At 70.7% G+C, this 24,159-nt stretch carries 23 protein-coding genes; 12 read left to right on the top strand and 11 right to left on the bottom strand.

Annotated elements, in window-relative coordinates; all coding sequences use genetic code 11:
- Positions 1-82: 82 nt before the first annotated feature.
- Positions 83-757, bottom strand: a complete 675-nt coding sequence (locus ACFVQ0_RS35155) for an ABC transporter permease (RefSeq protein WP_390093245.1) — start codon at positions 755-757, stop codon at positions 83-85.
- Positions 758-760: 3 nt separating this feature from the next.
- Positions 761-1,474 (bottom strand): ABC transporter permease, encoded by a 714-nt coding sequence (locus ACFVQ0_RS35150; protein ID WP_311304869.1) that lies wholly within the window; start codon positions 1,472-1,474, stop codon positions 761-763.
- A gap of 131 nt (positions 1,475-1,605) precedes the next feature.
- Between ACFVQ0_RS35150 and ACFVQ0_RS35145 the strand changes: the two genes are divergently transcribed.
- Positions 1,606-2,808 (top strand): betaine/proline/choline family ABC transporter ATP-binding protein, encoded by a 1,203-nt coding sequence (locus ACFVQ0_RS35145; protein ID WP_390093244.1) that lies wholly within the window; start codon positions 1,606-1,608, stop codon positions 2,806-2,808.
- A 15-nt stretch (positions 2,809-2,823) separates the two neighbouring features.
- On the opposite strand, the gene ACFVQ0_RS35140 is transcribed toward ACFVQ0_RS35145, so the two are convergent.
- A complete protein-coding gene (locus ACFVQ0_RS35140; protein ID WP_390093243.1) occupies positions 2,824-3,945 on the bottom strand; it encodes an alpha/beta hydrolase in 1,122 nt (373 codons plus the stop codon).
- Positions 3,946-4,084: 139 nt separating this feature from the next.
- Between ACFVQ0_RS35140 and ACFVQ0_RS35135 the strand changes: the two genes are divergently transcribed.
- From ACFVQ0_RS35135 to ACFVQ0_RS35110, 6 genes are all read left to right on the top strand, one after another.
- On the top strand, positions 4,085-5,926 hold the full coding sequence (locus tag ACFVQ0_RS35135; protein ID WP_390093242.1) for a phosphatidylglycerol lysyltransferase domain-containing protein: 1,842 nt from the start codon (positions 4,085-4,087) through the stop codon (positions 5,924-5,926).
- Positions 5,927-6,018: 92 nt separating this feature from the next.
- Positions 6,019-6,816, top strand: coding sequence for a dihydropteroate synthase (folP, locus tag ACFVQ0_RS35130; protein ID WP_390093289.1), 798 nt, complete (start codon positions 6,019-6,021; stop codon positions 6,814-6,816).
- Positions 6,813-7,295: a nuclear transport factor 2 family protein gene (locus ACFVQ0_RS35125; protein ID WP_311304865.1), complete on the top strand. Its 483-nt coding sequence runs from the start codon at positions 6,813-6,815 to the stop codon at positions 7,293-7,295. The genes folP and ACFVQ0_RS35125 overlap by 4 nt, the downstream gene beginning before the upstream one ends.
- Before the next feature lie 212 nt (positions 7,296-7,507).
- Positions 7,508-7,867, top strand: coding sequence for a dihydroneopterin aldolase (gene folB, locus ACFVQ0_RS35120; RefSeq protein ID WP_390093241.1), 360 nt, complete (start codon positions 7,508-7,510; stop codon positions 7,865-7,867).
- On the top strand, positions 7,864-8,475 hold the full coding sequence (folK, locus tag ACFVQ0_RS35115) for a 2-amino-4-hydroxy-6-hydroxymethyldihydropteridine diphosphokinase (RefSeq protein ID WP_390093240.1): 612 nt from the start codon (positions 7,864-7,866) through the stop codon (positions 8,473-8,475). The genes folB and folK overlap by 4 nt, the downstream gene beginning before the upstream one ends.
- Before the next feature lie 72 nt (positions 8,476-8,547).
- Complete coding sequence (locus ACFVQ0_RS35110) at positions 8,548-9,030, top strand: DUF3180 domain-containing protein (protein ID WP_390093239.1); 483 nt, start codon at positions 8,548-8,550, stop codon at positions 9,028-9,030.
- A gap of 32 nt (positions 9,031-9,062) precedes the next feature.
- Here the strand turns inward: ACFVQ0_RS35110 and folE are convergent, their stop codons facing one another.
- From folE to dacB, 6 genes are all read right to left on the bottom strand, one after another.
- Complete coding sequence (folE, locus tag ACFVQ0_RS35105; protein ID WP_390093238.1) at positions 9,063-9,668, bottom strand: GTP cyclohydrolase I FolE; 606 nt, start codon at positions 9,666-9,668, stop codon at positions 9,063-9,065.
- Positions 9,669-9,816: 148 nt separating this feature from the next.
- Positions 9,817-11,844 carry an ATP-dependent zinc metalloprotease FtsH gene (ftsH, locus tag ACFVQ0_RS35100; RefSeq protein ID WP_390093237.1) on the bottom strand — a complete coding sequence of 676 codons (2,028 nt, stop codon included), beginning with the start codon at positions 11,842-11,844 and terminating at the stop codon, positions 9,817-9,819.
- Positions 11,845-12,040: 196 nt separating this feature from the next.
- Positions 12,041-12,580, bottom strand: a complete 540-nt coding sequence (gene hpt / locus ACFVQ0_RS35095; RefSeq protein WP_037777945.1) for a hypoxanthine phosphoribosyltransferase — start codon at positions 12,578-12,580, stop codon at positions 12,041-12,043.
- Between the two features lie 97 nt (positions 12,581-12,677).
- Positions 12,678-13,769, bottom strand: a complete 1,092-nt coding sequence (gene tilS / locus ACFVQ0_RS35090) for a tRNA lysidine(34) synthetase TilS (RefSeq protein WP_390093236.1) — start codon at positions 13,767-13,769, stop codon at positions 12,678-12,680.
- A gap of 201 nt (positions 13,770-13,970) precedes the next feature.
- Entirely contained in the window at positions 13,971-15,104 is a 1,134-nt protein-coding gene (locus tag ACFVQ0_RS35085) for a zinc-dependent metalloprotease (protein WP_390093235.1), read from the bottom strand.
- A gap of 54 nt (positions 15,105-15,158) precedes the next feature.
- Positions 15,159-16,655: a D-alanyl-D-alanine carboxypeptidase/D-alanyl-D-alanine-endopeptidase gene (gene dacB / locus ACFVQ0_RS35080; RefSeq protein WP_390093234.1), complete on the bottom strand. Its 1,497-nt coding sequence runs from the start codon at positions 16,653-16,655 to the stop codon at positions 15,159-15,161.
- A gap of 86 nt (positions 16,656-16,741) precedes the next feature.
- On the opposite strand from dacB, the gene ACFVQ0_RS35075 reads away from it, so the two are divergent.
- A complete protein-coding gene (locus ACFVQ0_RS35075) occupies positions 16,742-17,236 on the top strand; it encodes an inorganic diphosphatase (protein WP_024491916.1) in 495 nt (164 codons plus the stop codon).
- Between the two features lie 152 nt (positions 17,237-17,388).
- Positions 17,389-19,107 carry a threonine/serine exporter ThrE family protein gene (locus tag ACFVQ0_RS35070; RefSeq protein ID WP_390093233.1) on the top strand — a complete coding sequence of 573 codons (1,719 nt, stop codon included), beginning with the start codon at positions 17,389-17,391 and terminating at the stop codon, positions 19,105-19,107.
- A 33-nt stretch (positions 19,108-19,140) separates the two neighbouring features.
- On the opposite strand, the gene ACFVQ0_RS35065 is transcribed toward ACFVQ0_RS35070, so the two are convergent.
- Positions 19,141-19,854, bottom strand: coding sequence for a DedA family protein (locus tag ACFVQ0_RS35065; protein ID WP_390093232.1), 714 nt, complete (start codon positions 19,852-19,854; stop codon positions 19,141-19,143).
- A 149-nt stretch (positions 19,855-20,003) separates the two neighbouring features.
- Here ACFVQ0_RS35065 and ACFVQ0_RS35060 point away from each other — a divergent pair, with 149 nt between their 5' ends.
- The gene (locus ACFVQ0_RS35060; protein WP_390093231.1) at positions 20,004-20,369 is read left to right on the top strand and encodes a YbjQ family protein; all 366 of its coding nucleotides are present in this window, start codon (positions 20,004-20,006) and stop codon (positions 20,367-20,369) included.
- A 52-nt stretch (positions 20,370-20,421) separates the two neighbouring features.
- On the opposite strand, the gene ACFVQ0_RS35055 is transcribed toward ACFVQ0_RS35060, so the two are convergent.
- Positions 20,422-21,180 carry a MerR family transcriptional regulator gene (locus ACFVQ0_RS35055; protein WP_390093230.1) on the bottom strand — a complete coding sequence of 253 codons (759 nt, stop codon included), beginning with the start codon at positions 21,178-21,180 and terminating at the stop codon, positions 20,422-20,424.
- 160 nt (positions 21,181-21,340) lie between these two features.
- Between ACFVQ0_RS35055 and ACFVQ0_RS35050 the strand changes: the two genes are divergently transcribed.
- Both ACFVQ0_RS35050 and ACFVQ0_RS35045 read left to right on the top strand, forming a co-directional pair.
- Positions 21,341-22,615, top strand: a complete 1,275-nt coding sequence (locus ACFVQ0_RS35050; protein WP_390093229.1) for an ion channel protein — start codon at positions 21,341-21,343, stop codon at positions 22,613-22,615.
- A 99-nt stretch (positions 22,616-22,714) separates the two neighbouring features.
- Positions 22,715-24,136: a glutamate decarboxylase gene (locus tag ACFVQ0_RS35045; RefSeq protein ID WP_390093228.1), complete on the top strand. Its 1,422-nt coding sequence runs from the start codon at positions 22,715-22,717 to the stop codon at positions 24,134-24,136.
- The last annotated feature ends 23 nt before the right edge of the window (positions 24,137-24,159 follow it).

Raw genomic sequence — 24,159 nt, 5'->3', positions numbered from 1 at the left:
AACAGGGCCATATGCGATATGCGGTGTATGCGGTACGTGCGGTACGTGCGGTTTGCGAGGGGGTTACGGGAGCGGGCCGGGCTCACGCCGTCCGGCGGCGGCGCAGCGGTGACAGCAGCCGGTCGAGGGCGACCAGCACCGCCTCCACCAGCAGGGCGAGCACGGCGACCAACAGGGCCCCCGCGACCACCTGCGGGGTGTTGTACGTGTTGAAACCGGCGGTGATGATCCGGCCGAGGCCGCCCTGACCGACCATCGCGGCGATCGTCGCCGTGGCCACCACCTGGACGGCGGCCGAACGCAGCCCGGTCATGATCATCGGGTAGGCCAGCGGGAGCTCGACGCGGACGAAGAGCTGGCCGCCCGACATGCCCATCCCGCGCGCGGCCTCCGCCACCGAACGGTCCACCCCGGTCATCCCGACGTAGGCGTTGGTCAGCAGCGGCGGCACGGCGAACAGCACCAGGGCGATGACGGTCGGCACGTATCCGCTGTTGCGCAGCGGCGAGACCATGAAGAGCGCCAGCACCGCGAAGACCGGGACCGCCCGGCCGACGTTGGAGATGTTGACGGCCAGCGCGCCGCCCTTCCCGATGTGCCCGAGGTACAGCGCGACGGGCAGCGCTATGGCGCAGGCCAGGGCGAGCGCCACGCCGCTGACGTACAGGTGCTCACCGAGCCGGTGGCTCACCCCGCTCTCCCCCGACCAGTTGGCGCCGGTGGTGAGCCAGGTCCAGGCCTCGCCGAGAACTCCCATGGGTCAGACCGCCTTCGCCGTACCGGCCGCGTCCACGGCTCCGCGGGATTTCGATATGCGCGTCCACGGCGTCAGCAGCCGCTGCACGCAGAGCAGCAGCAGGTCCGCGACGACCGCGAGCAGTACGCAGAGCACGGAGGCGGCCAGCACCTGGGCCTTGAAGAAGCTCGGCAGCGCGTCGTCGATGAGGTTGCCGAGACCGCCGCGGCCGACGATCGAACCGATGGTCGTCAGCGCGATCGTGGAGACCGTGGCTATGCGTATCCCGGCCATCAGCGCGGGCATCGCGAGCGGCAGCTCCACCTCCCACAGCAGCCGGGCGGGCCCGTAACCCATGCCGCGGGCGGCCTCCTTCGCCTCCTCGGGGACCGCTTCCAGGCCCGCCAGGATGTTGCGCACGAGAATGGTCAGCGAATACAGCACCAGCCCGGTGACGACCAGCGCCGCGGAGAGCCCGAAGAGCGGCAGCAGCAGCGAGAACATCGCGAGCGACGGCACGGTGTAGAGCACCGTGGTCAGCCCGAGCACCGGTCCGGCGAAGCGCCGGCTGCGGCGGGCGAGCAGGGCCAGCGGGAATGCCACGGCGACCCCGATCGCCACCGAGACCGCGGTGATCCAGATGTGCTGGACCGTGGCATCGGTCAACTCCTGGCTGCGGGAACGGAGATACTCCCCGCAGATCCAGTCGTTCGTCACCAGGCAGTTCTGTGCGGCCATCTTGTCCCCCACCTCCCGATCGCCCACTCGTACTGATGTCCGGCGAGCCTATCCTCGACCACTGACAATCACGGAAGCCGTTGTATTCCAGCAACATGTCCTTCACAAAACACGCGCCACAATGGGGAACCATGATCCGTTTCGAGCACGTCACCAAGCGGTATGCGGACGGCACGACCGCCGTCGACGACCTTTCCTTCGAGGTCGCCGAGGGTGAACTCGTCACGCTCGTCGGGCCATCGGGGTGCGGCAAGACGACCACCATGAAGATGGTGAACCGGCTGATCGAACCGACCGAGGGCCGGATATTCCTCGACGGGGACGACATATCGGCCATCGACCCCGTCCAACTGAGGCGCCGTATCGGCTACGTGATCCAGCAGGTCGGGCTGTTCCCGCACCGGACGGTCCTCGAAAACACCGCTACCGTGCCCCATCTCCTGGGCTGGAAACGCGGAAAGGGACGCGAACGCGCCGCGGAACTCCTCGACCTGGTCGGACTCGATCCTTCCGTTTATGGTGACCGATATCCGGAACAGCTGTCCGGCGGTCAGCGCCAACGCGTGGGCGTGGCAAGGGCGCTGGCGGCGGACCCGCCGGTACTGCTGATGGATGAGCCTTTCGGCGCGGTCGACCCGGTCGTCCGGGAACGGCTGCAGAACGAATTCCTCAAGCTCCAGGCGCAGGTCCGCAAAACGGTGCTGTTCGTCACGCACGACATCGAGGAGGCGGTCCGCCTCGGGGACCGTATCGCCGTCTACGGGCAGGGCTCGATCGAGCAGTTCGACACACCGGCCACCGTGCTCGGCGCCCCCGCCACCGGATATGTCGCGGACTTCGTCGGCGCCGACCGGGGGCTCAAGCGGCTCTCCGTCACCCCCATCGAGGAGAGCGACCTCGACCAGCCGCCGGTCGTCCACCTCGACGACACGCTGGCCACGGCGACCGAACGGCTGCGCGCGGAGGGCGCGCGCTGGGCCGTCGTCCTGGACGGCGACGACCATCTGCACGGCTGGATCCCGGCCGGCGACGCGCTCACCGCCACCGGGGGCACGATCCGCGAGCACGCCCGCCGGATGGAGGCATGGCTGCCCGTCGGCGCCCCGCTCAAGCAGGCGTTCGCCACCATGCTCCAGCACGACGCCGGCTGGATCGCGGTCATCGACGAGGACAGCGCGGGCCGGTTCCTCGGCGTGCTCACCCCGGCCCGCCTCCACGAGGCGCTGCGCCGCTCGATCGACGCGGACGACCGGGCCGTGCCGCGCGCGGAGGTGGCCGTGGAGAGCGTCGCGAGCGTCTCGGGCGGGGCGGGCGGGGCGGGCGCGGGCTCCTGAGGGTGCGGCGCCGGTTCAGTTCTCGCTGAGCCGGCTGCTCATCCACTCCAGCGCGGCCGGGATCTCCCGGCGCCAGGTGTTGAAGTTGTGCCCGCCGCTGCCGAGCACGATCGAGGAGGCCTGCGCCGGCGATTTCACCTTGGCCAGGAACTTCTTCGTGTCGGCGTAGTTGTCCTCGCCGTGGCGGGAGGACGTCACCAGGAAGGACGAGTCGGGCATCGGCCGGTGGTCCAGGGTCCACAGCAGGTCGGCGTGGTCCCGGGCCCCCTGGTCGCCGTGGAAGAGGTTGCCGGTCGTCGGGTCCTCCGCCGCCTTGTAGTACGCGGAGAGCCCCGCGCTCGCCGTGAACCGGTCCGGGTGGTGCAGCCCGATCTTCAGCGCGCAGTAGCCGCCGGTCGAGTTGCCGATGATGCCCCAGTTGCGGGCCCGGCTGCCCACCCGGTAGGCGGCCGAGACCGCGCGCGGCAGATCCCGCGCGAAGAACGTCTCGGTCTGCGGGCCGCCCTTTATGTCCACGCACTCGGTGTCCCGGGGCGGTGCGACCGTCGGCCGCAGCATCACCAGGATCATCGGCTGCGACCGCCCGGCCTTCACCTGATCGAGTGCCGTACGCGGGTAGCGGAGCCCCTTGAGGAGGTTCTCCGAAGTGCCCGGGTAGCCCGTGAGCACCACCACCGCGGGGAACTTGCGCCGGGCGTACGCCTCCTGGAAGTACTCCGGCGGCAGATACACGTACGCCGAGCTCTCGATCCCGGAGTGCCGCCCCGCGATCACCACCTTGTCGATCCGGCCGCCCCTGGTGGCCAGCGAACCGCCCGGCACGTCGGGCCGCTGCGTGCCCACCCGGACGATGTTCTTCGCGGCCAGGGTCCCGGCGGCGTGGTCGGTCACCACGCCCAGGTCCTGCTTCTGGCCGAACAGGTCCGCCCAGGAGCCGTAGAAGAGGAACGAGTTGTTGGCCATCAGGCCGACCGAGGCGAAGACCGCCACCTGGGTCGCCAGGAGCAGGCCGACCCTGCCGAACACCATGGGGACACTGCGCCGGGCGAACCTCGGCCAGAGCCAGATCGTGGCGGCGAACAGCACGACGGCCAGTGCGATCGCCAGGATCAGCACTGCCTTGCCGGTAAGGCCCATGACGATTGAACTTTCTGTCTGGAAATTTCCCGGATACGGGTGAACCCTCCACCCGGAAGGCTCGTCCTAGAGGTCGCACAGCGTCCGCCGGGCTCCGGCCGGCGTACTCCACACATCTCTCGCGGAACCATGGGAAGCGATGTCTGTCACGCTAGATGGGGATAAATCGGGATCGGTTCCGAATAGCGCACGCAAGTTCGTGCGCGGACCGCGACCAGAGACCGTACCGGTGCTCGTCGGCACCGCCTGCACCGTAGTCGGCCTGATCGACGTCGCCGCCGGGGTCTTCCCCCGCTTCCGCCACAGCCGGATGCACACCCTCGCGGAAGTACTGCCCGGCGCCCTCGGCCCCTTCGCCGCCGCGCTCTCACTGAGCGCGGGCGTCCTGCTGCTGCTCCTGGCCCACGGCCTCAAGCGGCACAAACGACGGGCCTGGCGGGCGGCCGTGGTGCTGCTCCCGGCCGGTGCGCTGTCCCAGTTCGTGTACCGGCACTCGGTGCTGGGCGCGGTCGTCTCCCTGACGCTCTGCTATCTGCTGGTACGCCACCGGAGTGAGTTCGCGGCGCTCCCCGACCCGCGCAGCCGCTGGCGGGCCCTGGCCAACTTCGTCCTGCTCGGCGCGGGTTCGCTCGGCCTCGGCCTGGTCATCGTCAGCGTCCACCCCGGCCGGCTGGTCGGCAACCCCAGCATCGCCGACCGGCTCCAGCACGTGCTGTACGGCCTGTTCGGCTTCGAGGGCCCGGTCGAGTACGCCGGAGTCACCTCCTGGACCGTGGGCTACTCGCTCGGCGCGCTCGGCCTGCTGACCGCCGTCACCACCATCTACCTCGCGTTCCGCCCCGAACACCCCGCCGCCCGCCTCACCGAGGACGACGAGGCCCGGCTGCGCGCACTGCTGGAGCGGCACGGCCGCCGCGACTCGCTCGGCCACTTCGCGCTCCGCCGCGACAAGGCCGTGGTGTTCTCCCCCAGCGGCAAGGCCGCCGTCTGCTACCGCGTGGTCTCCGGGGTGATGCTGGCCAGCGGCGACCCGATCGGCGACGTGGAGGCCTGGCCGGGCGCCATCGAACGGTTCATGGACGAGGCCAGGGCCCACTCCTGGACCCCCGCCGTGATGGGCTGCGGCGAGACCGGCGGCGAGGTCTGGACCCGCGAGACCGGACTGGCCGCCCTCGAACTCGGGGACGAGGCGGTGGTGGATGTCGCGGATTTCTCCCTCGCCGGACGGGCGATGCGCAACGTCCGCCAGATGGTGAAGCGCATCGAGCGCGGCGGCTACGAGACCCGGGTCCGGCGCGTGGCTGACATCGGTGAGGCCGAGCTCGCCCGCATCCGGCGGGCCGCCGCCGACTGGCGCGGCACCGACAACGAGCGCGGCTTCTCCATGGCGCTGGGCCGGATCGGTGACGGCGCCGACGGGGACTGCTTCATCGCGACCGCCCACAAGCCCGACGAACAGAGCACCGAATCCCCGTACGGCGACCTGAAGGCGGTGCTCCACTTCGTCCCCTGGGGCACCGACGGCATGTCCCTGGACCTCATGCGCCGCGACCGCGCCGCGGACCCGGGGATGAACGAGCTGCTGATCGTCGCCTCCCTCCAGGCCGCGCCCCGGCTCGGCATCACCCGCGTCTCGCTGAACTTCGCGATGTTCCGCTCCGCGCTGGCCCGCGGCGAGAAGCTGGGCGCCGGACCGGTGCTGCGCGTCTGGCGCGGCCTGCTGATCTTCCTGTCGCGCTGGTTCCAGATCGAGTCGCTGTACAAGTTCAACGCCAAGTTCCGGCCCCGCTGGGAACCCCGGTTCGTGGTCTACCGCACCGCCCGCGACCTGCCCCGGATCTCGCTGGCCGCGATGCAGGCCGAGGGCTTCGTCAGCTTCGCGCTGCCCCGCCCACTGGCCCGCCGGCTCCCCTCGGGCGGACGGCGGCCCTGCGCGCACACCCGGCCCTCCGCACCGGAGCAGGGCGTCCACGCGGCGTGAGCGGTCCCGGCACGGCCTAGGCTGGTCGTATGAGTACGTTGCGTGGACGAGGCACGGTCCAGGGCCTGCCGGAGTGGGACCGCTGCGCGGTCATGGGTGTCGTCAATGTGACCCCCGACTCCTTCTCCGACGGGGGCCGCTGGTTCGACACCACGACGGCCGTCAAGCACGGCCTCGACCTGGTCGGCGAGGGCGCCGACCTGGTCGACGTCGGCGGTGAGTCGACCCGCCCCGGAGCCAGCCGGGTGGACGAGTCCGAGGAGCTGCGCCGGGTGGTCCCGGTGGTCCGCGGGCTCGTCGCCGAAGGGGTCACGGTCTCCGTGGACACCATGCGGGCCCGGGTCGCGGAGCAGGCCGTCGAGGCGGGCGCGGTCCTCGTCAACGACGTGAGCGGCGGGCTCGCGGACCCGGACATGGTCCCGGTCGTCGCCGCCGCCGGGGTGCCCTTCGTCGTCATGCACTGGCGCGGCTTCAGCGAGACGATGAACAGCCGCGCGGTGTACGGGGACGTCGTCGCGGAGGTCGTCGCGGAGCTGCGGACCCGGATGGACGCCGTGGTCTCCGGTGGCGTCGCCCCCGAACGCATCGTGATCGACCCGGGCCTCGGCTTCGCCAAGGACGCCGGCCACGACCTCTCGCTCATCGCCCGGCTGGACGCCCTGCACGCACTGGGCCGTCCGCTGCTGGTCGCCGCCTCCCGGAAGCGGTTCCTGGGCCATGTGCTGGCCGGTCCCGGCGCCGCCCCGCCGCCCGCCCGCGAACGCGACGCGGCCACCGCCGCGATCTCCGCGCTCGCCGCCCGCGCCGGCGCCTGGGCCGTCCGGGTCCACGAGGTACGGGCCACCGCCGACGCCGTACGCGTCGCCCGCGCCGTCGAGGGAGCCGCGTGAACGAGTCGCGGGACGAGCACGCGGACGCGGCCGCCGACATCGAGGCGGTCGAGCTGGCCAACACCGCCTTCTACGAGGCGATGGAGCGCGGCGACCTCGACGAGCTCACCGGGCTCTGGCTGCCCGGCGACGACCTCACCGTCTCCTGCGTCCACCCGGGCTGGCCGGTGCTCACCGGCCGGGGCGAGGTGCTGCGCAGCTACGCGCTGATCATGGCGAACACCGAGTACATCCAGTTCTTCCTGACCGACGTCGGGGTGTCCATGACGGGCGACACCGCCCTGGTCACCTGCACGGAGAACATCCTCAGCGGCGGACCCGCGGAGGAGGGCAGCTCACTGGGGCCGCTGGTGGGCCAGCTGGTGGTCGCCACCAATGTGTTCCGGCGCACTCCGGACGGCTGGAAGCTCTGGTCCCACCACGGCTCGCCCGTACTGGCCGAAACCGGTGAGGAAGAGGACGAAGAGTCCCCCTCCTGAATGGGTACAAGCCCGGTGGAGGACCGAACAGCGACTCCCCGGGATTGGAATCGGGCACATCGGGGTATCTGCGGCTACCCGGCCCTGTGCGGTCCGCCGCGGGCCCCACAGGCGAGTGCTGTCGGTGCCCGCAGGTAGATTCCAATGAGGGCAGGACGCCGCCCGCACGCGGCCCGTGCCCTCTACGACCAACAACATCAGGAGTGATTCGCGTGGATCGTGTCGCGCTGCGCGGCCTCAAGGCCCGTGGGCACCATGGCGTCTTTCCCCGGGAACGGGAAGAGGGACAGACGTTCATCGTGGACCTGGTGCTCGGCCTCGACACCCGCCCCGCGGCAGCCGCCGACGACCTGACGAAGACCGTGCACTACGGCGTGGTCGCGGAAGAGGTCGTCGACGTCGTCAAGGGCGAACCGGTCGATCTGATCGAGACGCTCGCGGAGCGCATCGCCCAGCAGTGCCTCAAGCACGAAGGCATCGAGGAGGTGGAGGTCGTGGTGCACAAGCCGGATGCGCCCATCACCGTCCCCTTCGACGACGTCACCATCACCATCACCCGGAGCCGAGCATGACTGCATTTTCTACCGAGGGGCAGAGCGACCCGACCGTACAGCCGGTTCCCGCCTCCGTGGTCGAACAGGTGGACGCCGCGGACATCACCCTCTCCAACCCCAAACGCGCCGTGATCTCCCTGGGCTCCAACCTCGGAAACCGCCTGGAGACCCTTCAGGGCGCCATCGACGCCCTGGAGGACACCCCCGGCCTCCGGGTCAAGGCGGTCTCCCCGGTGTACGAGACGGAGCCCTGGGGCGTCGACCCCGGCTCCCAGCCGTCGTACTTCAACGCGGTCGTCGTCGTGAAGACCACGCTGCCCCCGTCCTCCCTCCTGGAGCGCGGCCAGGCCATCGAGGAGGCCTTCGACCGGGTCCGCGAGGAGCGCTGGGGCCCGCGCACGATCGACGTCGACATCGTGGCGTACGCCGATGTGGTCTCCGACGACCCGGCGCTCACCCTCCCGCACCCGCGGGCCCGCGAGCGCGCCTTCGTCCTGGCCCCCTGGCACGACGTGGACCCGGCGGCCCAGCTGCCCGGCGTCGGCCCGGTCGCCGATCTGCTGGCCGGGGTCGGCCGCGGCAGCGTCATGCCCCGGGCCGACCTGGAACTCCGGCTGCCCGAGTAGTCGTTAGGCTCTGAGGAACAGCAGGAAGATCACGGCGGCACAGATCACAGGCGGCGAAGGGCGGCTCACCCGGTGAAGCAACTACGGCTCGGAGTACTGGCGGGCCTCTTCGCCGCAGCCGGGGTGCTGTCCTGGGGCGGCGCCCGCCTCTGGGACGCCCTCGGCACCCTGCCCAGCGTCCCGCTGGCCGCCCCCATCGTGCTCGCGGTGATCGCCGTCGTCCTGCTGGCGACGGCGCTCTCCATCCGCGCCCGGCTGCGCGCCCAGCGCGAGCGCCGGCCGGGCGCGAAGGGCGTCGAGCCCCTGATGGCGGCCCGCGCCGTGGTCTTCGGCCAGGCCAGCGCCCTGGTCGTCGCCCTGGTCGCCGGGATGTACGGCGGCGTCGGCGTCTTCCTGCTGGGCTCCCTGGACATGCCGGCCCGCCGCGACCAGGCGATCTACGCCGGCTTCGCGGTCCTGGCCGGAATCGCGGTGATAGCGGCCGCCCTCTTCCTGGAACGCGTCTGCAAGCTCCCGGACGACGAGGACGACAACAAGAACGCGGCGGGGGCGTAACCGCCCACCCCGCTCCCAGGACCCTCAGCCGGTCAGCGGGCCATGATCAGGCTCATGGCCTCGGCCCGCGTCGCGGGGTCACGGAGCTGTCCGCGCACCGCGGAGGTCAGCGTCTTCGCACCGGGCTTGCGGATACCGCGCATCGACATGCACATGTGCTCGCACTCGACGACGACGATGACGCCGCGCGGCTCCAGGATCGTCATCAGTGACTCGGCGATCTGCGTGGTCAGCCGCTCCTGGACCTGCGGACGCCGGGCGTAGACGTCCACCAGCCGGGCCAGCTTCGACAGGCCGGTGATCTTGCCGCTGGTCGCCGGGATGTACCCGACGTGCGCCACCCCGTGGAACGGCACCAGATGGTGTTCACAGGTACTGAAGACCTCGATGTCCTTGACCAGCACCATCTCGTCGTGGCCGAGGTCGAAGGTGGTCGTGAGGACGTCCTCGGGCTGCTGGTACAGGCCCGCGAATATCTCCTTGTACGCCCGCGCCACCCGCCCCGGGGTCTCCCGCAGGCCTTCCCGGTCCGGGTCCTCGCCCACGGCGAAGAGGAGCTCGCGTACGGCCGCCGCCGCCCGCTTCTCGTCGAACTCACCGATCGGATCCTGGCCGTCCAGCGTCACCGGGTCGGTCATCTGTGCCTCGTTCCTCTGAGCTGTCAGCTGCGTGGACATTCGCGCAGATATACGAAAGCCGCGCCCCCACAGGCTAAAACCTGGAGGACGCGGCTTCCATTCCGGGCCCGTGCGAACCCCTGTGACGGGGGTCGCACGGGGCCGGTATCTAGCTCTCGGGACGATCCTCGGGGATCGACTCGGTGGCCGGGGCGATGTCCGCGACCGGGGAGCCGTTCGCCGTGGTGGCGCCGTTGGTGAGGGCGAGTTCCTTCGGAGAGAGGACCGGCGGCCGGGTGGACGGCGTGCGCCGGGCGGACCCGGTCCACGCCGGACGGGCCGGACGCTTGACGATCGGAGCGAAGATCTCGGCGATCTCCGCCTTGCCGAGGGTCTCCTTCTCAAGGAGCTGGAGAACCAGTGCGTCCAGAACGTCTCGGTTCTCGACCAGGATCTCCCACGCGTCGTTGTGCGCGGTCTCGATGAGCTTCTTGACCTCTTCGTCGACCAGCGCGGCGACCTCTTCCGAGTAGTCGCGCTGGTGGCCCATCTCGCGGCCCACGAAGGGTTCGGTGTTGTCGCCGCCGAACTTGATCGCGCCGAGCCGCTCCGTCATGCCGTACTGCGTGACCATCGCGCGGGCCGTTGCGGTGGCCTTCTCGATGTCGTTCGCAGCGCCGGTGGTCGGATCGTGGAAGACCAGCTCCTCGGCCGCGCGCCCGCCCAGCATGTAAGCCAGCTGGTCGAGCATCTCGTTGCGCGTCGTGGAGTACTTGTCCTCCTCCGGGAGCACCATCGTGTAACCGAGGGCGCGGCCGCGGGAGAGGATCGTGATCTTGTGGACCGGGTCCGACTGAGGTGAGGCCGCCGCGACCAGGGCGTGTCCGCCCTCGTGGTACGCGGTGATCTTCTTCTCCTTCTCGGACATGATCCGGGTCCGCTTCTGCGGGCCCGCCACGACGCGGTCGATGGCCTCGTCGAGCATGTTGTTGTCGATGAGCTTCTGGTTGCTGCGCGCCGTGAGGAGCGCGGCTTCGTTCAGCACGTTCGACAGGTCGGCACCGGTGAAGCCGGGCGTACGACGGGCAACGGCGCCGAGATCGACGTCCGGTGCGACCGGCTTGCCCTTCTGGTGGACCTTGAGGATCTCCAGCCGGCCGATCATGTCCGGCCGGTCGACCGCGATCTGCCGGTCGAAGCGGCCCGGACGCAGCAGCGCCGGGTCGAGGATGTCCGGCCGGTTCGTGGCGGCGATCAGGATGACGCCGCCCTTCACGTCGAAGCCGTCCATCTCGACGAGCAGCTGGTTCAGCGTCTGCTCGCGCTCGTCGTGACCGCCGCCCATACCGGCACCGCGGTGCCGGCCGACCGCGTCGATCTCGTCGACGAAGACGATCGCCGGGGCGTTCGCCTTGGCCTGCTCGAAGAGATCGCGCACCCGGGAGGCACCGACACCGACGAACATCTCGACGAAGTCGGAACCGGAGATCGAGTAGAACGGGACGCCCGCCTCGCCGGCGACGGCGCGTGCGAGCAGCGTCTTACCCGTACCGGGAGGCCCGTACAGCAGGACACCCTTGGGGATCTTGGCGCCGACGGCCTGGAACTTCGCCGGCTCCTGGAGGAACTCCTTGATCTCGTAGAGCTCCTCGACCGCCTCGTCCGAGCCCGCCACATCGGCGAACGTCGTCTTGGGGGTGTCCTTGGTGATCAGCTTGGCCTTGGACTTGCCGAACTGCATGACCTTGGAGCCGCCACCCTGCATCTGGTTCATCAGAAACAGGAAGACGACCACGATGAGAACGAAGGGCAGCAGCGAGAAGAGGATCGAGACGAACGGGGACTGCTTCGACGGCGAGACGGTGTAACCCTTCTCGATGTCACCGCTCTCGAACTTCTTCTGCAGCGTGTTGGCCAGCTCGACGCCCTGGTCGCCGATGTAGCTCGCCTGGAACTTGCTGCCGGACTCGCCAGAGAGTTTCTGGCCGTCCTTCATCTCGATCTTGAGGATTTGATCGTCACCGGTGGTGAGCTTGGCCTGCTCCACCTGGTTCTTACTGATCGCCTGGATCACCTTGCCGGTGTCCACCGTCTTGTAGCCGCCGGACGAGCCGACGACCTGCATCAACACGACCACGGCGAGGACGGCCAGCACGATCCACATGACCGGCCCACGGAAGTATCGCTTCACGTCCATCCATACGGAGCGAAGTCGCCCCGTCCCTCCTGCCCGTAGGTAAATGCTGCGTGTGAGTAAAGACTGTTCCTCGGACGGTACCCCAGCATTGTCACCGACGACCGCCGGGGACGTCTGTCAAACCCGCCTTCGAAGGCTCAACGGCGGGAAATCCGTGAGGGTTCCCCGGAGTCGGTACGGGTTGCGCGGGTCCTGGTCAGCCGCCGTAGACGTGCGGGGCGAGCGTGCCGACGAAGGGGAGGTTGCGGTACTTCTCCGCGTAGTCCAGCCCGTAGCCGACGACGAACTCGTTGGGGATGTCGAAGCCGACCCACTTGCAGTCGAGCGCGACCTTCGCCGCGTCGGGCTTGCGCAGCAGGGTGCAGATCTCCAGCGAGGCGGGCTCGCGGGAGCCCAGGTTCGACATCAGCCAGGACAGGGTCAGACCCGAGTCGATGATGTCCTCGACGATCAGGACGTGCTTGCCCTTGATGTCGGTGTCCAGGTCCTTGAGGATCCGGACGACACCGGAGGACTGGGTGCCCGCTCCGTACGAGGAGACGGCCATCCAGTCCATGGTGACGGGGGTGGACAGGGCGCGCGCCAGGTCCGCCATGACCATCACCGCGCCCTTGAGGACACCGACGAGGAGCAGGTCCTTGCCCGCGTACTCCGCGTCGATCTTCGCGGCCAGTTCGACGAGCTTCGCGTCGATCTCTTCCTTGGTGAGGAGCACCGACTGAAGGTCGGTACCCATGTCCTTCTCGTTCACCCGCGTCTCTTTCTTTGCCTGCCGGTCCGGGTGGTGTCCCGGACCCGCGCGGCCGCTCGCCTGCATGTCAGCCGCTTGTGCGTCAGCTCTGCCGAATCACCAGTCTGCCACCCTGGCGCAGGGCTTCGACGCGGCCGGGCAGGTTGATGGCCTGCTGGCCGCGCCAGCCGGTGATGAGGCGGTCGACTTCCTCGATGTGCCGGGCGAAGAGCGAACCGGCCGGGGAGCCCGCCTCTATGGCGGCCCGGCGCAGTACCCGGCGGCGGACGGCGGGCGGCAGGACGCAGAGCTTGGCGCACTCCAGGCGGCCCGCTTCGTCGCGTACGTCACGGTCGGCCTCCGCGGCCCAGGTGTCCAGGGCGTCGGCGTCGTCGCGGGAGAGCTGCGCGGTACGGGCGAGAGCCTCGACGACTCCTTTGCCCAGCGCCTTCTCCAGGGCGGGCAGGCCCTCGTGACGCAGCCGGGAGCGGGTGTAGGCGGGGTCGATGTTGTGCGGGTCGTCCCAGACGGTCAGGGACTGGACCAGGCAGGCCTTGCGGGCGGTCTGCCGGTCGAGCTGGAGGAAGGGGCGGCGGTAGCGGCCGGCCGGGCCGGACGCGGCGGCCATGCCGGAGAGGGAGCGGATGCCGGAGCCGCGGGCGAGCCCCAGCAGCACCGTCTCCGCCTGGTCGTCGCGGGTGTGGCCGAGGAGGACGGCGGCGGCGCCGTGGCGTTCGGCCGCCGCGTCCAGTGCGGCGTAGCGGGCGTCGCGGGCGGCGGCCTCGGGTCCGCCGTCGTGGCCGACCCGTACCGCGACGGCCTCGACCGGGTCGAGGTCCATGGCGGTGAGGCGGCCGACGACCTCGGCGGCCCGGGCGTCGGAGCCGTCCTGGAGGCCGTGGTCGACGGTGATGCCGCCGGCCCTGACGGGGAGTTTGCGGGCCTCGAAGGCGAGGGCGGAGGCGAGCGCCATGGAATCGGCGCCACCGGAGCATGCCACCAGCACCAGCGGGGTATCGGGTCGTTCGGGAAGTGCGGCGCGCCGCCGGCCGGCGCCGACTTCGGCGAGCTCGGGGTGCGGGGCGCGTCCGGCGTGCGGAGCTCGTTCGGTCTGTTCGGCGAAATCGGTGATGACGTCGTGGAGTACGCGGCGGACCGCCAGGCGTATCGCCGCGACCGCAGGATGGGGACCCATGTCCGGTGCCCTTCGTGAAGTTTCGGAGAGGAGCTTCGGAGTGCCGGGACAGGAAAGAGTGCCGTCACTCAGAGTGCGTCGATGGTGACAGAGCAATGCCGTTCAACGAGCATTGCACGCCTTCCCATGCCCCTACGGTCCCTCGGATGGGTGATTACCGGCGCGTTCGACTGTGGCCGCGAGCCCCTGTTCGCGCCGTGATCATGACTCTGCCTTACGGTGCACCCTCGCGATCCACTCCGCCGGCCTGGCGATCTCCGCCTTGGTCGGGAGGGTGTTGGGCGAGGTCCAGACCCGGTTGAAGCCGTCCATGCCGACCTCGTCGACCACGGCGCGGACGAACCGCTCGCCGTCCCGGTACTGGCGCAGCTTCGCGTCGAGGCCCAGGAGCTTGCGCAGCGCCTGGTCGAGCCGGCTCGCGCCGCGGGCCCTGCGCTGCTGGAACTTCTCCCGGATCTCCCCGACGGACGACACCACTTCGGGGCCGACGCCGTCCATCACGTAGTCCGCGTGCCCCTCCAGCAGGGACATCACCGCGGTGAGCCGGCCGAGGATCTCGCGCTGGGCGGGTGTCTGGACGACCTCGACGAGGCTGCGTCCGCCGTCCTCGCCCTCCTCACCCTCCGGCCGGCCGCCGGCCAGCGACTGGGCGGCCTCCCGGAGCCGTTCCAGCACGGTCATCGGGTCGACGTCGGTCTCGTCCAGGAATGACTGGATCTCGCCCTGCAGATGGTCGCGGAGCCAGGGCACCGCGGTGAACTGGGTGCGGTGGGTCTCCTCGTGGAGGGCGACCCAGAGGCGGAAGTCGTGCGGGTCGACCTCCAGTTCCCGTTCGACGTGGACGATGTTGGGGGCGACGAGCAGGAGCCTGCCGCCGCCTTCGGCCGAGGCGGGGAGGTCACGGCTGGCGGGGGCGAACGTCTCGTACTGGCCGAGGACCCGGGAGGCCAGGAACGACAGCAGCATCCCCACCTCGACCCCGGTCACCTTGGAGCCGACCGCGCCGAGCACGGCGCCGCCCGCACCGCCGCCGCGGCGTTCCTCCATCTTGTCCAGGAGGGGGCGCAGCAGTTCGCGGAAGCCCGCGACGTTCGCCTTGATCCAGCCGGCCCGGTCGACGACCAGGACCGGGGTGTCCTCCGGTTCGGTCCCTTCCGGGATCATCCGGGTGAAGGCGCGGACGTGTTCCTCCGCGGCCTTGGCGTGCCTGCGCAGCTCCGCGACGACCTCGCGGGCCTCCTCGCGGCTGATCTCCGGCCCCGGCCGCACAAATCGGGTCGCGGTCGCAACCGCGAGCTTCCAGTCGACCATCCCCGCACCACCGATGCTCGTCATGCGTCAACCGTACGTGCTCGGTCCCCGGACCGAGCGGCAAATGCGGGGCGGCCTTCAGCCCTTGCCCGCGGCCAGGGCGGTGGCGAGCGAGTCGAGGGCGGACTGGGCCGCGGACGGGTCTGTGGTGCCCGATGCCAGGAAGGCGAACGCGAGGAGCCTGCCGTGCGGGTCCACGACGGTGCCGGCGAGGGTGTTGACGCCGGTGAGGGTGCCCGTCTTGGCGCGGATCAGGCCGGTGCCGCCGGACTTCGTCGTGTAGCGGCCGCTCAGCGTGCCGCTGAAACCGGCCACCGGGAGCCCGGAGAGGACGGAGCGCAGTTCGGGGTGGTCCGGATCGGCCGTACGGGCGAGCAGTCCGGCGAGCAGAGCGGCGGTGACCTTGTCGTGGCGGTCGAGTCCGCTGCCGTCGGCGAGGACCACGCCCTTGAGCGGCAGTTTCAGCTTCTTCAGCTGGGCGGTGACGGCCCGTCGGCCGCCCGCGAAGTCCGCCGGTTCGCCCGCGGCCAGCGCGGTCTGCCGGGCGAGCGCCTCCGCGATGTCGTTGTCGCTGTTGGTCAGCGCCCGCTCGATGAGTCCGGACAGCGGGGCGGAGAGGTGCTTGGCGACGGGACGGGACTTCGCGGCCGCCCGGCCCGCCTCCGGACCGGACTTGATGTGGACGCCGGCCTGGTCCAGCAGTTCGCCGAAGGCGTCGGCGGCGTCCCGGGCGGGGTCCGTACTGCGCTGGGCGGGTCCGCTCGCGGTGTCGTCGAGGCGGCCCTCGTTGACCATGAGGGCGCTCAGCGGGGCGATGTTCTCGTTGGGGCCGATCGGGTGGAGTGCGGGACCGGAGTAGCCGGAGGTGTCGTACCGGAGCCGGACCTCGTGGACCCCGGCGGCCTTGACGGCGCGGGCGGTGTCCGCGGCCAGGGTGCGCAGCGCCGCCCGGTCGAGGGTGGGGTCGCCGCCGCCGACCAGGGTCACGGTGCGGGAGTCGGCGGAGGCCCGCACGGTGGTGGGGACGCGGTGGTCGGGGCCGAGCGCGGTCAGGGCCGCGACGGTGGCGGCGATCTTGACCGTGGAGGCCGGGGTCATGGGGGCGTCGGCCCCCTTCCCGTACAGCCGTCTGCCGGTGGCGGTGTCGATGACGACGGCGCCGCGCCGGTCGCCGAGCGCGGGGTCCTTCAGCAGGGGGTCCAGTACGGGGCCGAGTCCGGCCGCCACGCCGTCCTGGGTCCGGGTGGTGGACCGGTCCGCGGTGGTGCCGAGCGCGGCGAGCACGGCCGGGGCGCTGGGCGCCGGGGCCGGTCCGGCGGGCGTGCCGGGGTCGTGATGTGCGCCACCCGTGGCGTCCCGGGCGGCGGCCCAGTCCTGCTCGGCCTTACGCTGACCCGAGTCCCAGGGACCGGCGGCAAGGACGACGCCGGCTGCGAGCGCCAGGCCGAGGGCGGCGGAGACGGCCGTGAACTGCCAGTTGCTCAGCCCGTTCCGCAGGCCGAGGTGATCTTTCAGGGCCACCCCGTTCAGCTTGCCGAACGGCTTGACCGACGGTCTTTTCACCGGATCGCCCACCGTTGACCAGCCCCTTTCGCGAGCACACATCTCCGTGAGGGACACTTAACCATCAGTCGTATGTGTTGATCATGGAGGAGCCACCCGTGGAGTTCGACGTCGTTATCGAGATTCCGAAGGGTTCGCGGAACAAGTACGAGGTGGACCACGAGACCGGCCGGATCCGTCTGGACCGTCGGCTCTTCACCTCGACCAGTTACCCGGCGGACTACGGTTTCGTCGAGAACACCCTCGGCGAGGACGGCGACCCGCTGGACGCGCTGGTCATCCTGGAGGAGCCGACGTTCCCCGGCTGCCTCATCAAGTGCCGCGCCATCGGCATGTTCCGGATGACGGACGAGGCCGGCGGCGACGACAAGCTGCTGTGCGTGCCGGCCTCCGACCCCCGGGTGGAGCACCTGCGCGACATCCACCACGTGTCGGAGTTCGACCGCCTGGAGATCCAGCACTTCTTCGAGGTCTACAAGGACCTGGAGCCCGGCAAGTCCGTCGAGGGCGCCGACTGGGTCGGCCGCACCGAGGCCGAGGCCGAGATCGAGAACTCGTACAAGCGCCTTGAGGCGCAGGGCGGCGCGCACTGACGTTCCGTTCGCGGTTCCGTTTGTGCATCTGCTCCAGCGACGGGCGGCACACCTTCACCGGTGTGCCGCCCGTTTCGCGTGGCCGCCCATCTCCGCGGCCATACTGGGCAGGAGCGCTACCGAAGACGCGCAGCCGATGATGAGTGAGGTCAGTGGTGGCGGAACCGGGCGGTCCGGAGGACCAGAAGCCCCAGTCCGACGAGGCACGCAGCGCATTTTCCCAGCCCGCCGGGGTGGGGAGGTCGGCGTCGCCGTCGGAGGAGGACCACCCGACGTCGGAATTCGCCCTTCCGGCCGGTCTGACACCTGAGCCGCAGGGGCCGGGCGGCTCCTCCGGTACGGGTTCCGCTTCCGGTTCCGGATCGGGTTCCGGAACGGGCTCGGACACGATCGGCTCTGCGTTCGCCCCGCCGCGCACCTACAGCGCCCGGGACTCCCCCGCCTTCACGCCCGCGCACGGCATCCCGATGATCCGGCTGACCAAGGAAGCGCCCTGGCAGGACCGGATGCGCACGATGCTGCGGATGCCGGTGGCCGAGCGCCCGGCGCCCGAGCCGGTCCAGAAGCACGACGACGCGGGCCCGGCGGTGCCGCGCGTGCTCGACCTGACGCTGCGTATCGGGGAGCTGCTGCTGGCCGGCGGCGAGGGCGCGGAGGACGTCGAGGCGGCGATGTTCGCCGTGACCCGCAGTTACGGGCTGGACCGCTGCGAGCCGACCGTCACCTTCACGCTGCTGTCGATCTCGCACCAGCCCTCGCTGGTCGACGATCCGGTGACGGCGAGCCGTACCGTGCGCCGCCGGGGCACCGACTACACCCGGCTGGCCGCCGTCTTCCGGCTCATCGACGACATCACCACCGAGGAGGGCGAGGTCTCCCTGGAGGAGGCCTACCGGCGCCTCGCGGAGATCCGCAGGAACCGGCACCCGTACCCCGGCTGGGTGCTCACGCTGGCCGCCGGCGGGCTGGCGGGCGCGGCCTCTGTGCTGGTCGGCGGCGGGTTCGTGGTCTTCCTGATCGCGGCGCTCGGCGCGATGCTCGGTGACCGGCTGGCCTGGCTGTGTGCCGGGCGCGGGCTGCCGGAGTTCTACCAGTTCGTGGTGGCGGCGATGCCGCCCGCCGCGATGGGGGTGGCGCTGACCCTGACCCACTGGTCGGACGTACGGCCGTCGGCCGTCATCACCGGTGGGCTGTTCGCGCTGCTGCCGGGGCGGGCCCTGGTGGCGGGGGTGCAGGACGGTCTGACCGGCTACTACATCACCGCGGCCGCCCGGCTGCTGGAGGTCATGTACTTCTTCATCGGCATCGTCGCCGGGGTGCTGCTGGTGCTGTACGGGGGCCTCCAGCTGGGGGCCGAGCTGAATCCGGAGGAGCGGCTGATCTCGCACGACCGGCCGTGGCTCCAGATCCTGGCGTCGATGCTGCTGAGCCTGGCCTTCGCGATCCTGCTCCAGCAGGACCGGTCCACGGTGCTGGCGGTGACCCTGAACGGCGGTGTGGCCTGGGTGATCTTCGGGGCGATGGCCAATACCGGCAACATCTCGCCGGTGGCGGCCACGGCGGTGGCGGCCGGTCTGGTGGGGCTGTTCGGGCAGTTGTTCTCCCGGTACCGCTATACGTCCTCGCTGCCGTTCATCACGGCCGCGATCGGCCCGCTGCTGCCCGGTTCCGCGACGTACTTCGGGCTGCTGGGCATCGCGCAGAACGAGCTGGACCGGGGCCTCGCCTCGCTGTCGACCGCGGTGGCGACGGCCGGGGCCATCGCCATCGGGGTGAACCTGGGAAGCGAGATCTCCCGGCTGTTCATGCGGGTGCCGGGCGCGATCGGCGGCGCGAACCGCCGCGCGGCCAAGCGGACGCGCGGCTTCTGATCCGGCGGGGTCGGGGCGGGGCCGGGGGCGGCGTCAGCGCTTGGCGTGACGGCCTCGGCGCCCGGTGCCGGTGGAGCCACCGGCGGCCGGGTCCTGGTCCTCGTCGTCCCGCCCGGCCGCTTCCTTCTTCGACTTGCTGCGGGCGCGCAGGAACTCGATACCGATCGGCACCACCGAGATCAGCACGATCAGGATGAGCATCGCTTCGATGTTCTTGTGCACGAATTCGATCTTGCCCAGGACCGCGCCCAGGACCGTCACCCCGACGCCCCAGATGACGCCGCCGATGATGTTGAACGTAATGAACGAGCGGTAGTTCATCCGGCTCACACCGGCGATGATCGGGGTGAACGTGCGCACGATGGGCACGAAGCGGGCCAGGATCAGCGACTTCGGCCCGTACTTCTCGAAGAACTCGTGGGCCTTCTCGACGTTCTCCTGCTTGAAGAGGCGGGAGTCCGGACGGTTGAACAGCGCCGGGCCGACCTTGCGGCCGAAGAGATAGCCCACCTGGTCACCGACGATCGCCGCCACGGCGACCAGCACACAGACCAGCCAGAGTGGATTGTGTAGTTTATCCGTCGTCACCAGCAGGCCCGTGGTGAACAGCAGGGCGTCGCCGGGCAGGAAGAACCCGATCAGCAGCCCGGACTCGGCGAAGACGATGACCAGCACGCCGATCAGCCCGAACTCACCGATGAGATAGTCCGGGTCCAGCCAGCTCGGTCCGAGCGCAAGCGTATTCAAGGGTCCGGGCTCCAGGATGTGGTGGATGACGGCTGCGTGGCCGCCCAAAGCTATCAACGCGACGGAGCGCCTCCGGGTTCCACTGGCCCCCGTGGAGATGCACACCGGGCGAACCGGGGCAAAACTCGGTTCCAGGAGGTGTCACACCCATGGGCATCGAGGATTACGGCGGCGGCCAGACGGCACAGGCCGATGTGCTGGTCGTCACCACCAACGACGTGCCGGGCCACCAGGTGACCCAGGTCATCGGTGAGGTGTTCGGCCTGACCGTGCGGTCCAGGCACCTGGGCAGCCAGATCGGCGCCGGACTGAAGTCCATGATCGGCGGCGAGCTGAAGGGGCTGACCAAGACGCTCGTCGAGACCCGCAACCAGGCCATGGAACGGCTGGTGGAACAGGCGCGGGCACGGGGCGCCAACGCGGTGCTGATGATGCGCTTCGACGTGTCGGAGGCCGCCGACGTGGGCACCGAGGTCTGCGCGTACGGCACGGCCGCGGTGATCAGCAAGCTCTGAACGCCATACGGGGACGGGCACCCCGCGCCCGTCCCCGTAACCGCGCGGCCGGCTACTCCCGGCGGGCCGCGTTGGCGTTGATCGCGTCGCGCAGGTGCTCGGCCAGGCCCGTCCGCATCGACTCGTAGAACGCCTTGAACTGCGGCTCCGCGACGTACATCTCTCCGAGACCCCGGTGGATCTGCGGCGTGCAGTCGTAGAACCAGGTCGTGATGTGGAGCCGGTGCTCCTCCGCGAGGTCCATCGCGCGCTCGCCGGTGGCCGGCTCACCGGCCGCCATCAGGGCGTCGTAGCGCTCGCCCCAGGAGGCGACCTCCGCCTGCATCCGCTTCCAGTCCTCCTTGGTGTAGCGGGCGGCCCGGCGCTGCGACTCCGCGTAGGCCTCGGTGCCGCCCCAGCGCCGCTCGGCCTCCTCGGCGTGCTGCTCCGGGTCCTTGCCCCCGAAGACCTCGAACTTCTCCTCCGGAGTGAGATCGATGCCCATCTTCCGTGCCTCCATGGCTGTCTCGACCGCTGCGGCCATCCGCCGCAGTTCGCTGATCCGCCCGGTCAGGAGCGCGTGCTGGCGGCGCAGGTGTTCCTGCGGGTCCGCCTCCGGGTCGTCGAGCAGGACCGCGATCCCGTCGAGCGGGAAGCCGAGCTCCCGGTAGAACAGGATCTGCTGGAGCCGGTCGAGGTCGGCGTCGTTGTAACGCCGGTGACCGGCGTGGCTGCGCCCGCTGGGCGAGAGCAGCCCGATGGCGTCGTAGTGGTGCAGCGTGCGCACCGTGACCCCCGCGAACCCGGCGACCTGCCCCACGGCGTGCTCCATGGCCCCGCGCCCCTTTCCGTGTGCTGGATACGTGACAGAGCCTGCGCCCTGACGTGACGTGAGGTGCAACTCCCGCGGGGCGCCGGGTGCGACTCCGAAAGGGAGCCGCACCCCGCCCGTTCTGAGGGTTATAAGGCTTTTGCCTGGCTATGGTGAGCCGATGTCCACCGATTCCGCTGTCTCCGCCGAACCGGCCCCCGCACGCAGGCTGCTGCCGCTCATCGTCCCCGCGCTCGCCGTCGGAGTGGTCTCCGCCCTCGTACTGCTCGGGGTCAGCCTGCTCGCGGACCGGTTGCAGGACGTGCTCTGGGAGACGCTGCCCGACGCGCTGTCGATCGGCCGGTACTCCTCGCTGTGGGTGATCGTGATGCTCACCGCGATCGGACTGGTGGCCGGGCTGGTCATCCGGGCGGTGCCCGGCCGGGCCGGTCCCGATCCGGCGACCATGGGCCTGGTCGATCCGCCGCTGCCGCCGGGTGTGGTGCCGGGGCTGCTGCTGGTCACGGTGGTGGCGCTGGCGGGCGGGGTCAGCCTGGGCCCGGAGAACCCGATCACGGCGGCGAACATCGCGCTGGCCTTCTGGGCGGGCCGCCGGTTCGCGCCGGGCGCCCCGGCCGAGCTGTGGCTGGCGCTCGCCGCGGCGGGCACCATCGGCGCGCTGTTCGGCACCCCGATCGCCGCCGCGCTGATCCTCACCGAGACGCTGGCCTCCCGGCCCGGAACCGGCGCGCTCTGGGACCGGCTCTTCGGGCCGCTCGCGGCCGGCGCGGCGGGCTCCCTCACCATGACGCTGGCCGCCCACCCCAGCTTCGACCTCTCGCTGCCCGCCTACACCCACACGCACTGGAGCGACCTGCTCTCCGCCGTCGTGATCACCTCGGCCGGTGCGGTGCTGGGGCTGGCGGCGGTGTACGCGTTCCCGTACGCGCACCGCGCCTTCCGCGCCGTACGGAGTCCGGTCCTGGCGCTGACCCTGGGCGGGCTGCTGCTCGGCCTGCTCGGCGCCCTGGGCGGGCCTCTCACCCTGTTCAAGGGGCTGGACGAGGTGAAGGAGCTGGCGGCCGACCCGGACGGCTGGTCGGCGGGGCGGTTCGCGCTCATGGCGGTGGTGAAGACCGCGGCCCTGCTGATCGCGGCGACCTGCGGATTCCGGGGCGGGCGGATCTTCCCGGCCGTGTTCGTCGGGGTGTCGCTCGGCCTGTGCGCCCACGCCCTGGTCGACGGGGTGCCGGTGGCCGTCGCGGTGACGTGCGGGGTGCTCGGGGTGCTGCTCGCGGTCACCCGGCAGGGCTGGCTCAGCCTGTTCACGGCCGCGGTACTGGCCTCCGACATGAACCTGATCCCGCTGCTCTGCGTCGCCACGCTCCCGGCCTGGCTGCTGGTGACGGGGCGTCCGCAGATGCAGCTGAAGAAGGACGGCACACCGCTGCGGTGACCCGGGCGGACCCGTCCGGCGCGCCCGGCACCCGGAGTGTCCGTATGGTCGGATTCGTACGGCCTCGCGGCCAGGAACCGACGAAGGGCAGGCCGGCCGATGCCGCTCCACAAGGGCTCACCCCGCAGCGAACCGTCCGCGGAACAGCGCAGGCTGGCCCTCAACCCGTTCTTCGGGGAGGCCGATCCCACCGCCGGGATGGAGTCGGCGCCACCCCGCCACAAGCTGCCGGACGGCGCGCTGCCGCCCGCCACCGCGTACCGCCTGGTCCATGACGAGCTGATGCTCGACGGCAACTCGCGGCTCAACCTCGCCACCTTCGTCACCACCTGGATGGAACCCCAGGCCGGGGTGCTGATGAGCGAGTGCCGCGACAAGAACATGATCGACAAGGACGAGTACCCGCGCACCGCCGAGCTGGAACGGCGCTGTGTGGCGATGCTCGCGGACCTGTGGAACGCCCCGGACCCCGCGACGGCGGTGGGCTGTTCGACGACCGGCTCCAGCGAGGCCTGCATGCTGGCCGCGCTCGCGCTGAAGCGCCGCTGGGCCCTCCGTAACGCCGACCGGTATCCGGCGACCGCCCGGCCCAATCTGGTCATGGGCGTGAACGTGCAGGTCTGCTGGGACAAGTTCTGCACGTTCTGGGAGGTCGAACCGCGCCTGGTCCCGATGGAGGGCGACCGCTTCCACCTCGACCCGCAGGCCGCCGCAGAGCTCTGCGACGAGAACACCATCGGCGTGGTCGGCATCCTCGGCTCCACCTTCGACGGCTCGTACGAGCCCATCGCGGAGCTCTGCGCCGCCCTCGACGCCCTCCAGGAGCGCACCGGCCTGGACATCCCCGTCCATGTGGACGGGGCGTCCGGGGCGATGGTGGCGCCGTTCCTGGACGAGGACCTGGTCTGGGACTTCCGGCTCCCCCGGGTCTCCTCGATCAACACCTCCGGGCACAAGTACGGGCTGGTCTACCCGGGGGTCGGCTGGGCGCTGTGGCGCTCGCCCGCCGAGCTGCCGGAGGAGCTGGTCTTCCGGGTCAACTACCTGGGCGGCGACATGCCGACGTTCGCGCTGAACTTCTCCCGGCCCGGCGCGCAGGTGGTCGCGCAGTACTACACCTTTCTGCGGCTGGGCCGGGAGGGCTACCGGGCCGTGCAGCAGGCGTCCCGGGACGTGGCGCGCGGCCTCGCCGAACGGATCGAGGCCCTGGGCGACTTCCGCCTCCTCACCCGGGGCGACCAGCTGCCGGTGTTCGCGCTGACCACCGCGCCGGAAGTGACGGCGTACGACGTCTTCGACGTGTCCCGGCGGCTGCGCGAGCGGGGCTGGCTGGTGCCGGCGTACACCTTCCCGGCCAACCGGGAGGATCTGTCGGTGCTGCGGATCGTGTGCCGCAACGGCTTCTCCTCCGACCTGGCGGAACTGCTGCTGGAGGACCTGCGGCTGCTGCTGCCCGAACTACGCGCGCAGGACCATCCGTTGAGCCGGGACCACGGGCCGGCGACGTCGTTCCACCACTGAGCGCCCCAGGGCGTGTTTCGAAA

It is taken from the genome of Streptomyces sp. NPDC057900, assembly GCF_042887885.1.
GTDB lineage: Bacteria > Actinomycetota > Actinomycetes > Streptomycetales > Streptomycetaceae > Streptomyces.
This window is presented reverse-complemented; position numbering and strand designations above follow the sequence as displayed.

Excerpts from the sequence above, each read along its gene's own strand:
- ACFVQ0_RS35155 (WP_390093245.1), bottom strand. The coding sequence starts at position 757 with ATGGGAGTTCTCGGCGAGGCCTGGACCTGGCTCACCACCGGCGCCAAC.
- ACFVQ0_RS35150 (WP_311304869.1), bottom strand. The coding sequence starts at position 1,474 with ATGGCCGCACAGAACTGCCTGGTGACGAACGACTGGATCTGCGGGGAG.
- ACFVQ0_RS35145 (WP_390093244.1), top strand. The coding sequence starts at position 1,606 with ATGATCCGTTTCGAGCACGTCACCAAGCGGTATGCGGACGGCACGACC.
- ACFVQ0_RS35140 (WP_390093243.1), bottom strand. The coding sequence starts at position 3,945 with ATGGGCCTTACCGGCAAGGCAGTGCTGATCCTGGCGATCGCACTGGCC.
- ACFVQ0_RS35135 (WP_390093242.1), top strand. The coding sequence starts at position 4,085 with ATGTCTGTCACGCTAGATGGGGATAAATCGGGATCGGTTCCGAATAGC.
- folP (WP_390093289.1), top strand. The coding sequence starts at position 6,019 with ATGGGTGTCGTCAATGTGACCCCCGACTCCTTCTCCGACGGGGGCCGC.
- folK (WP_390093240.1), top strand. The coding sequence starts at position 7,864 with ATGACTGCATTTTCTACCGAGGGGCAGAGCGACCCGACCGTACAGCCG.
- folE (WP_390093238.1), bottom strand. The coding sequence starts at position 9,668 with ATGACCGACCCGGTGACGCTGGACGGCCAGGATCCGATCGGTGAGTTC.
- ftsH (WP_390093237.1), bottom strand. The coding sequence starts at position 11,844 with ATGGACGTGAAGCGATACTTCCGTGGGCCGGTCATGTGGATCGTGCTG.
- hpt (WP_037777945.1), bottom strand. The coding sequence starts at position 12,580 with ATGGGTACCGACCTTCAGTCGGTGCTCCTCACCAAGGAAGAGATCGAC.
- tilS (WP_390093236.1), bottom strand. The coding sequence starts at position 13,769 with ATGGGTCCCCATCCTGCGGTCGCGGCGATACGCCTGGCGGTCCGCCGC.
- ACFVQ0_RS35085 (WP_390093235.1), bottom strand. The coding sequence starts at position 15,104 with ATGACGAGCATCGGTGGTGCGGGGATGGTCGACTGGAAGCTCGCGGTT.
- ACFVQ0_RS35060 (WP_390093231.1), top strand. The coding sequence starts at position 20,004 with ATGGGCATCGAGGATTACGGCGGCGGCCAGACGGCACAGGCCGATGTG.
- ACFVQ0_RS35055 (WP_390093230.1), bottom strand. The coding sequence starts at position 21,180 with ATGGAGCACGCCGTGGGGCAGGTCGCCGGGTTCGCGGGGGTCACGGTG.
- ACFVQ0_RS35050 (WP_390093229.1), top strand. The coding sequence starts at position 21,341 with ATGTCCACCGATTCCGCTGTCTCCGCCGAACCGGCCCCCGCACGCAGG.
- ACFVQ0_RS35045 (WP_390093228.1), top strand. The coding sequence starts at position 22,715 with ATGCCGCTCCACAAGGGCTCACCCCGCAGCGAACCGTCCGCGGAACAG.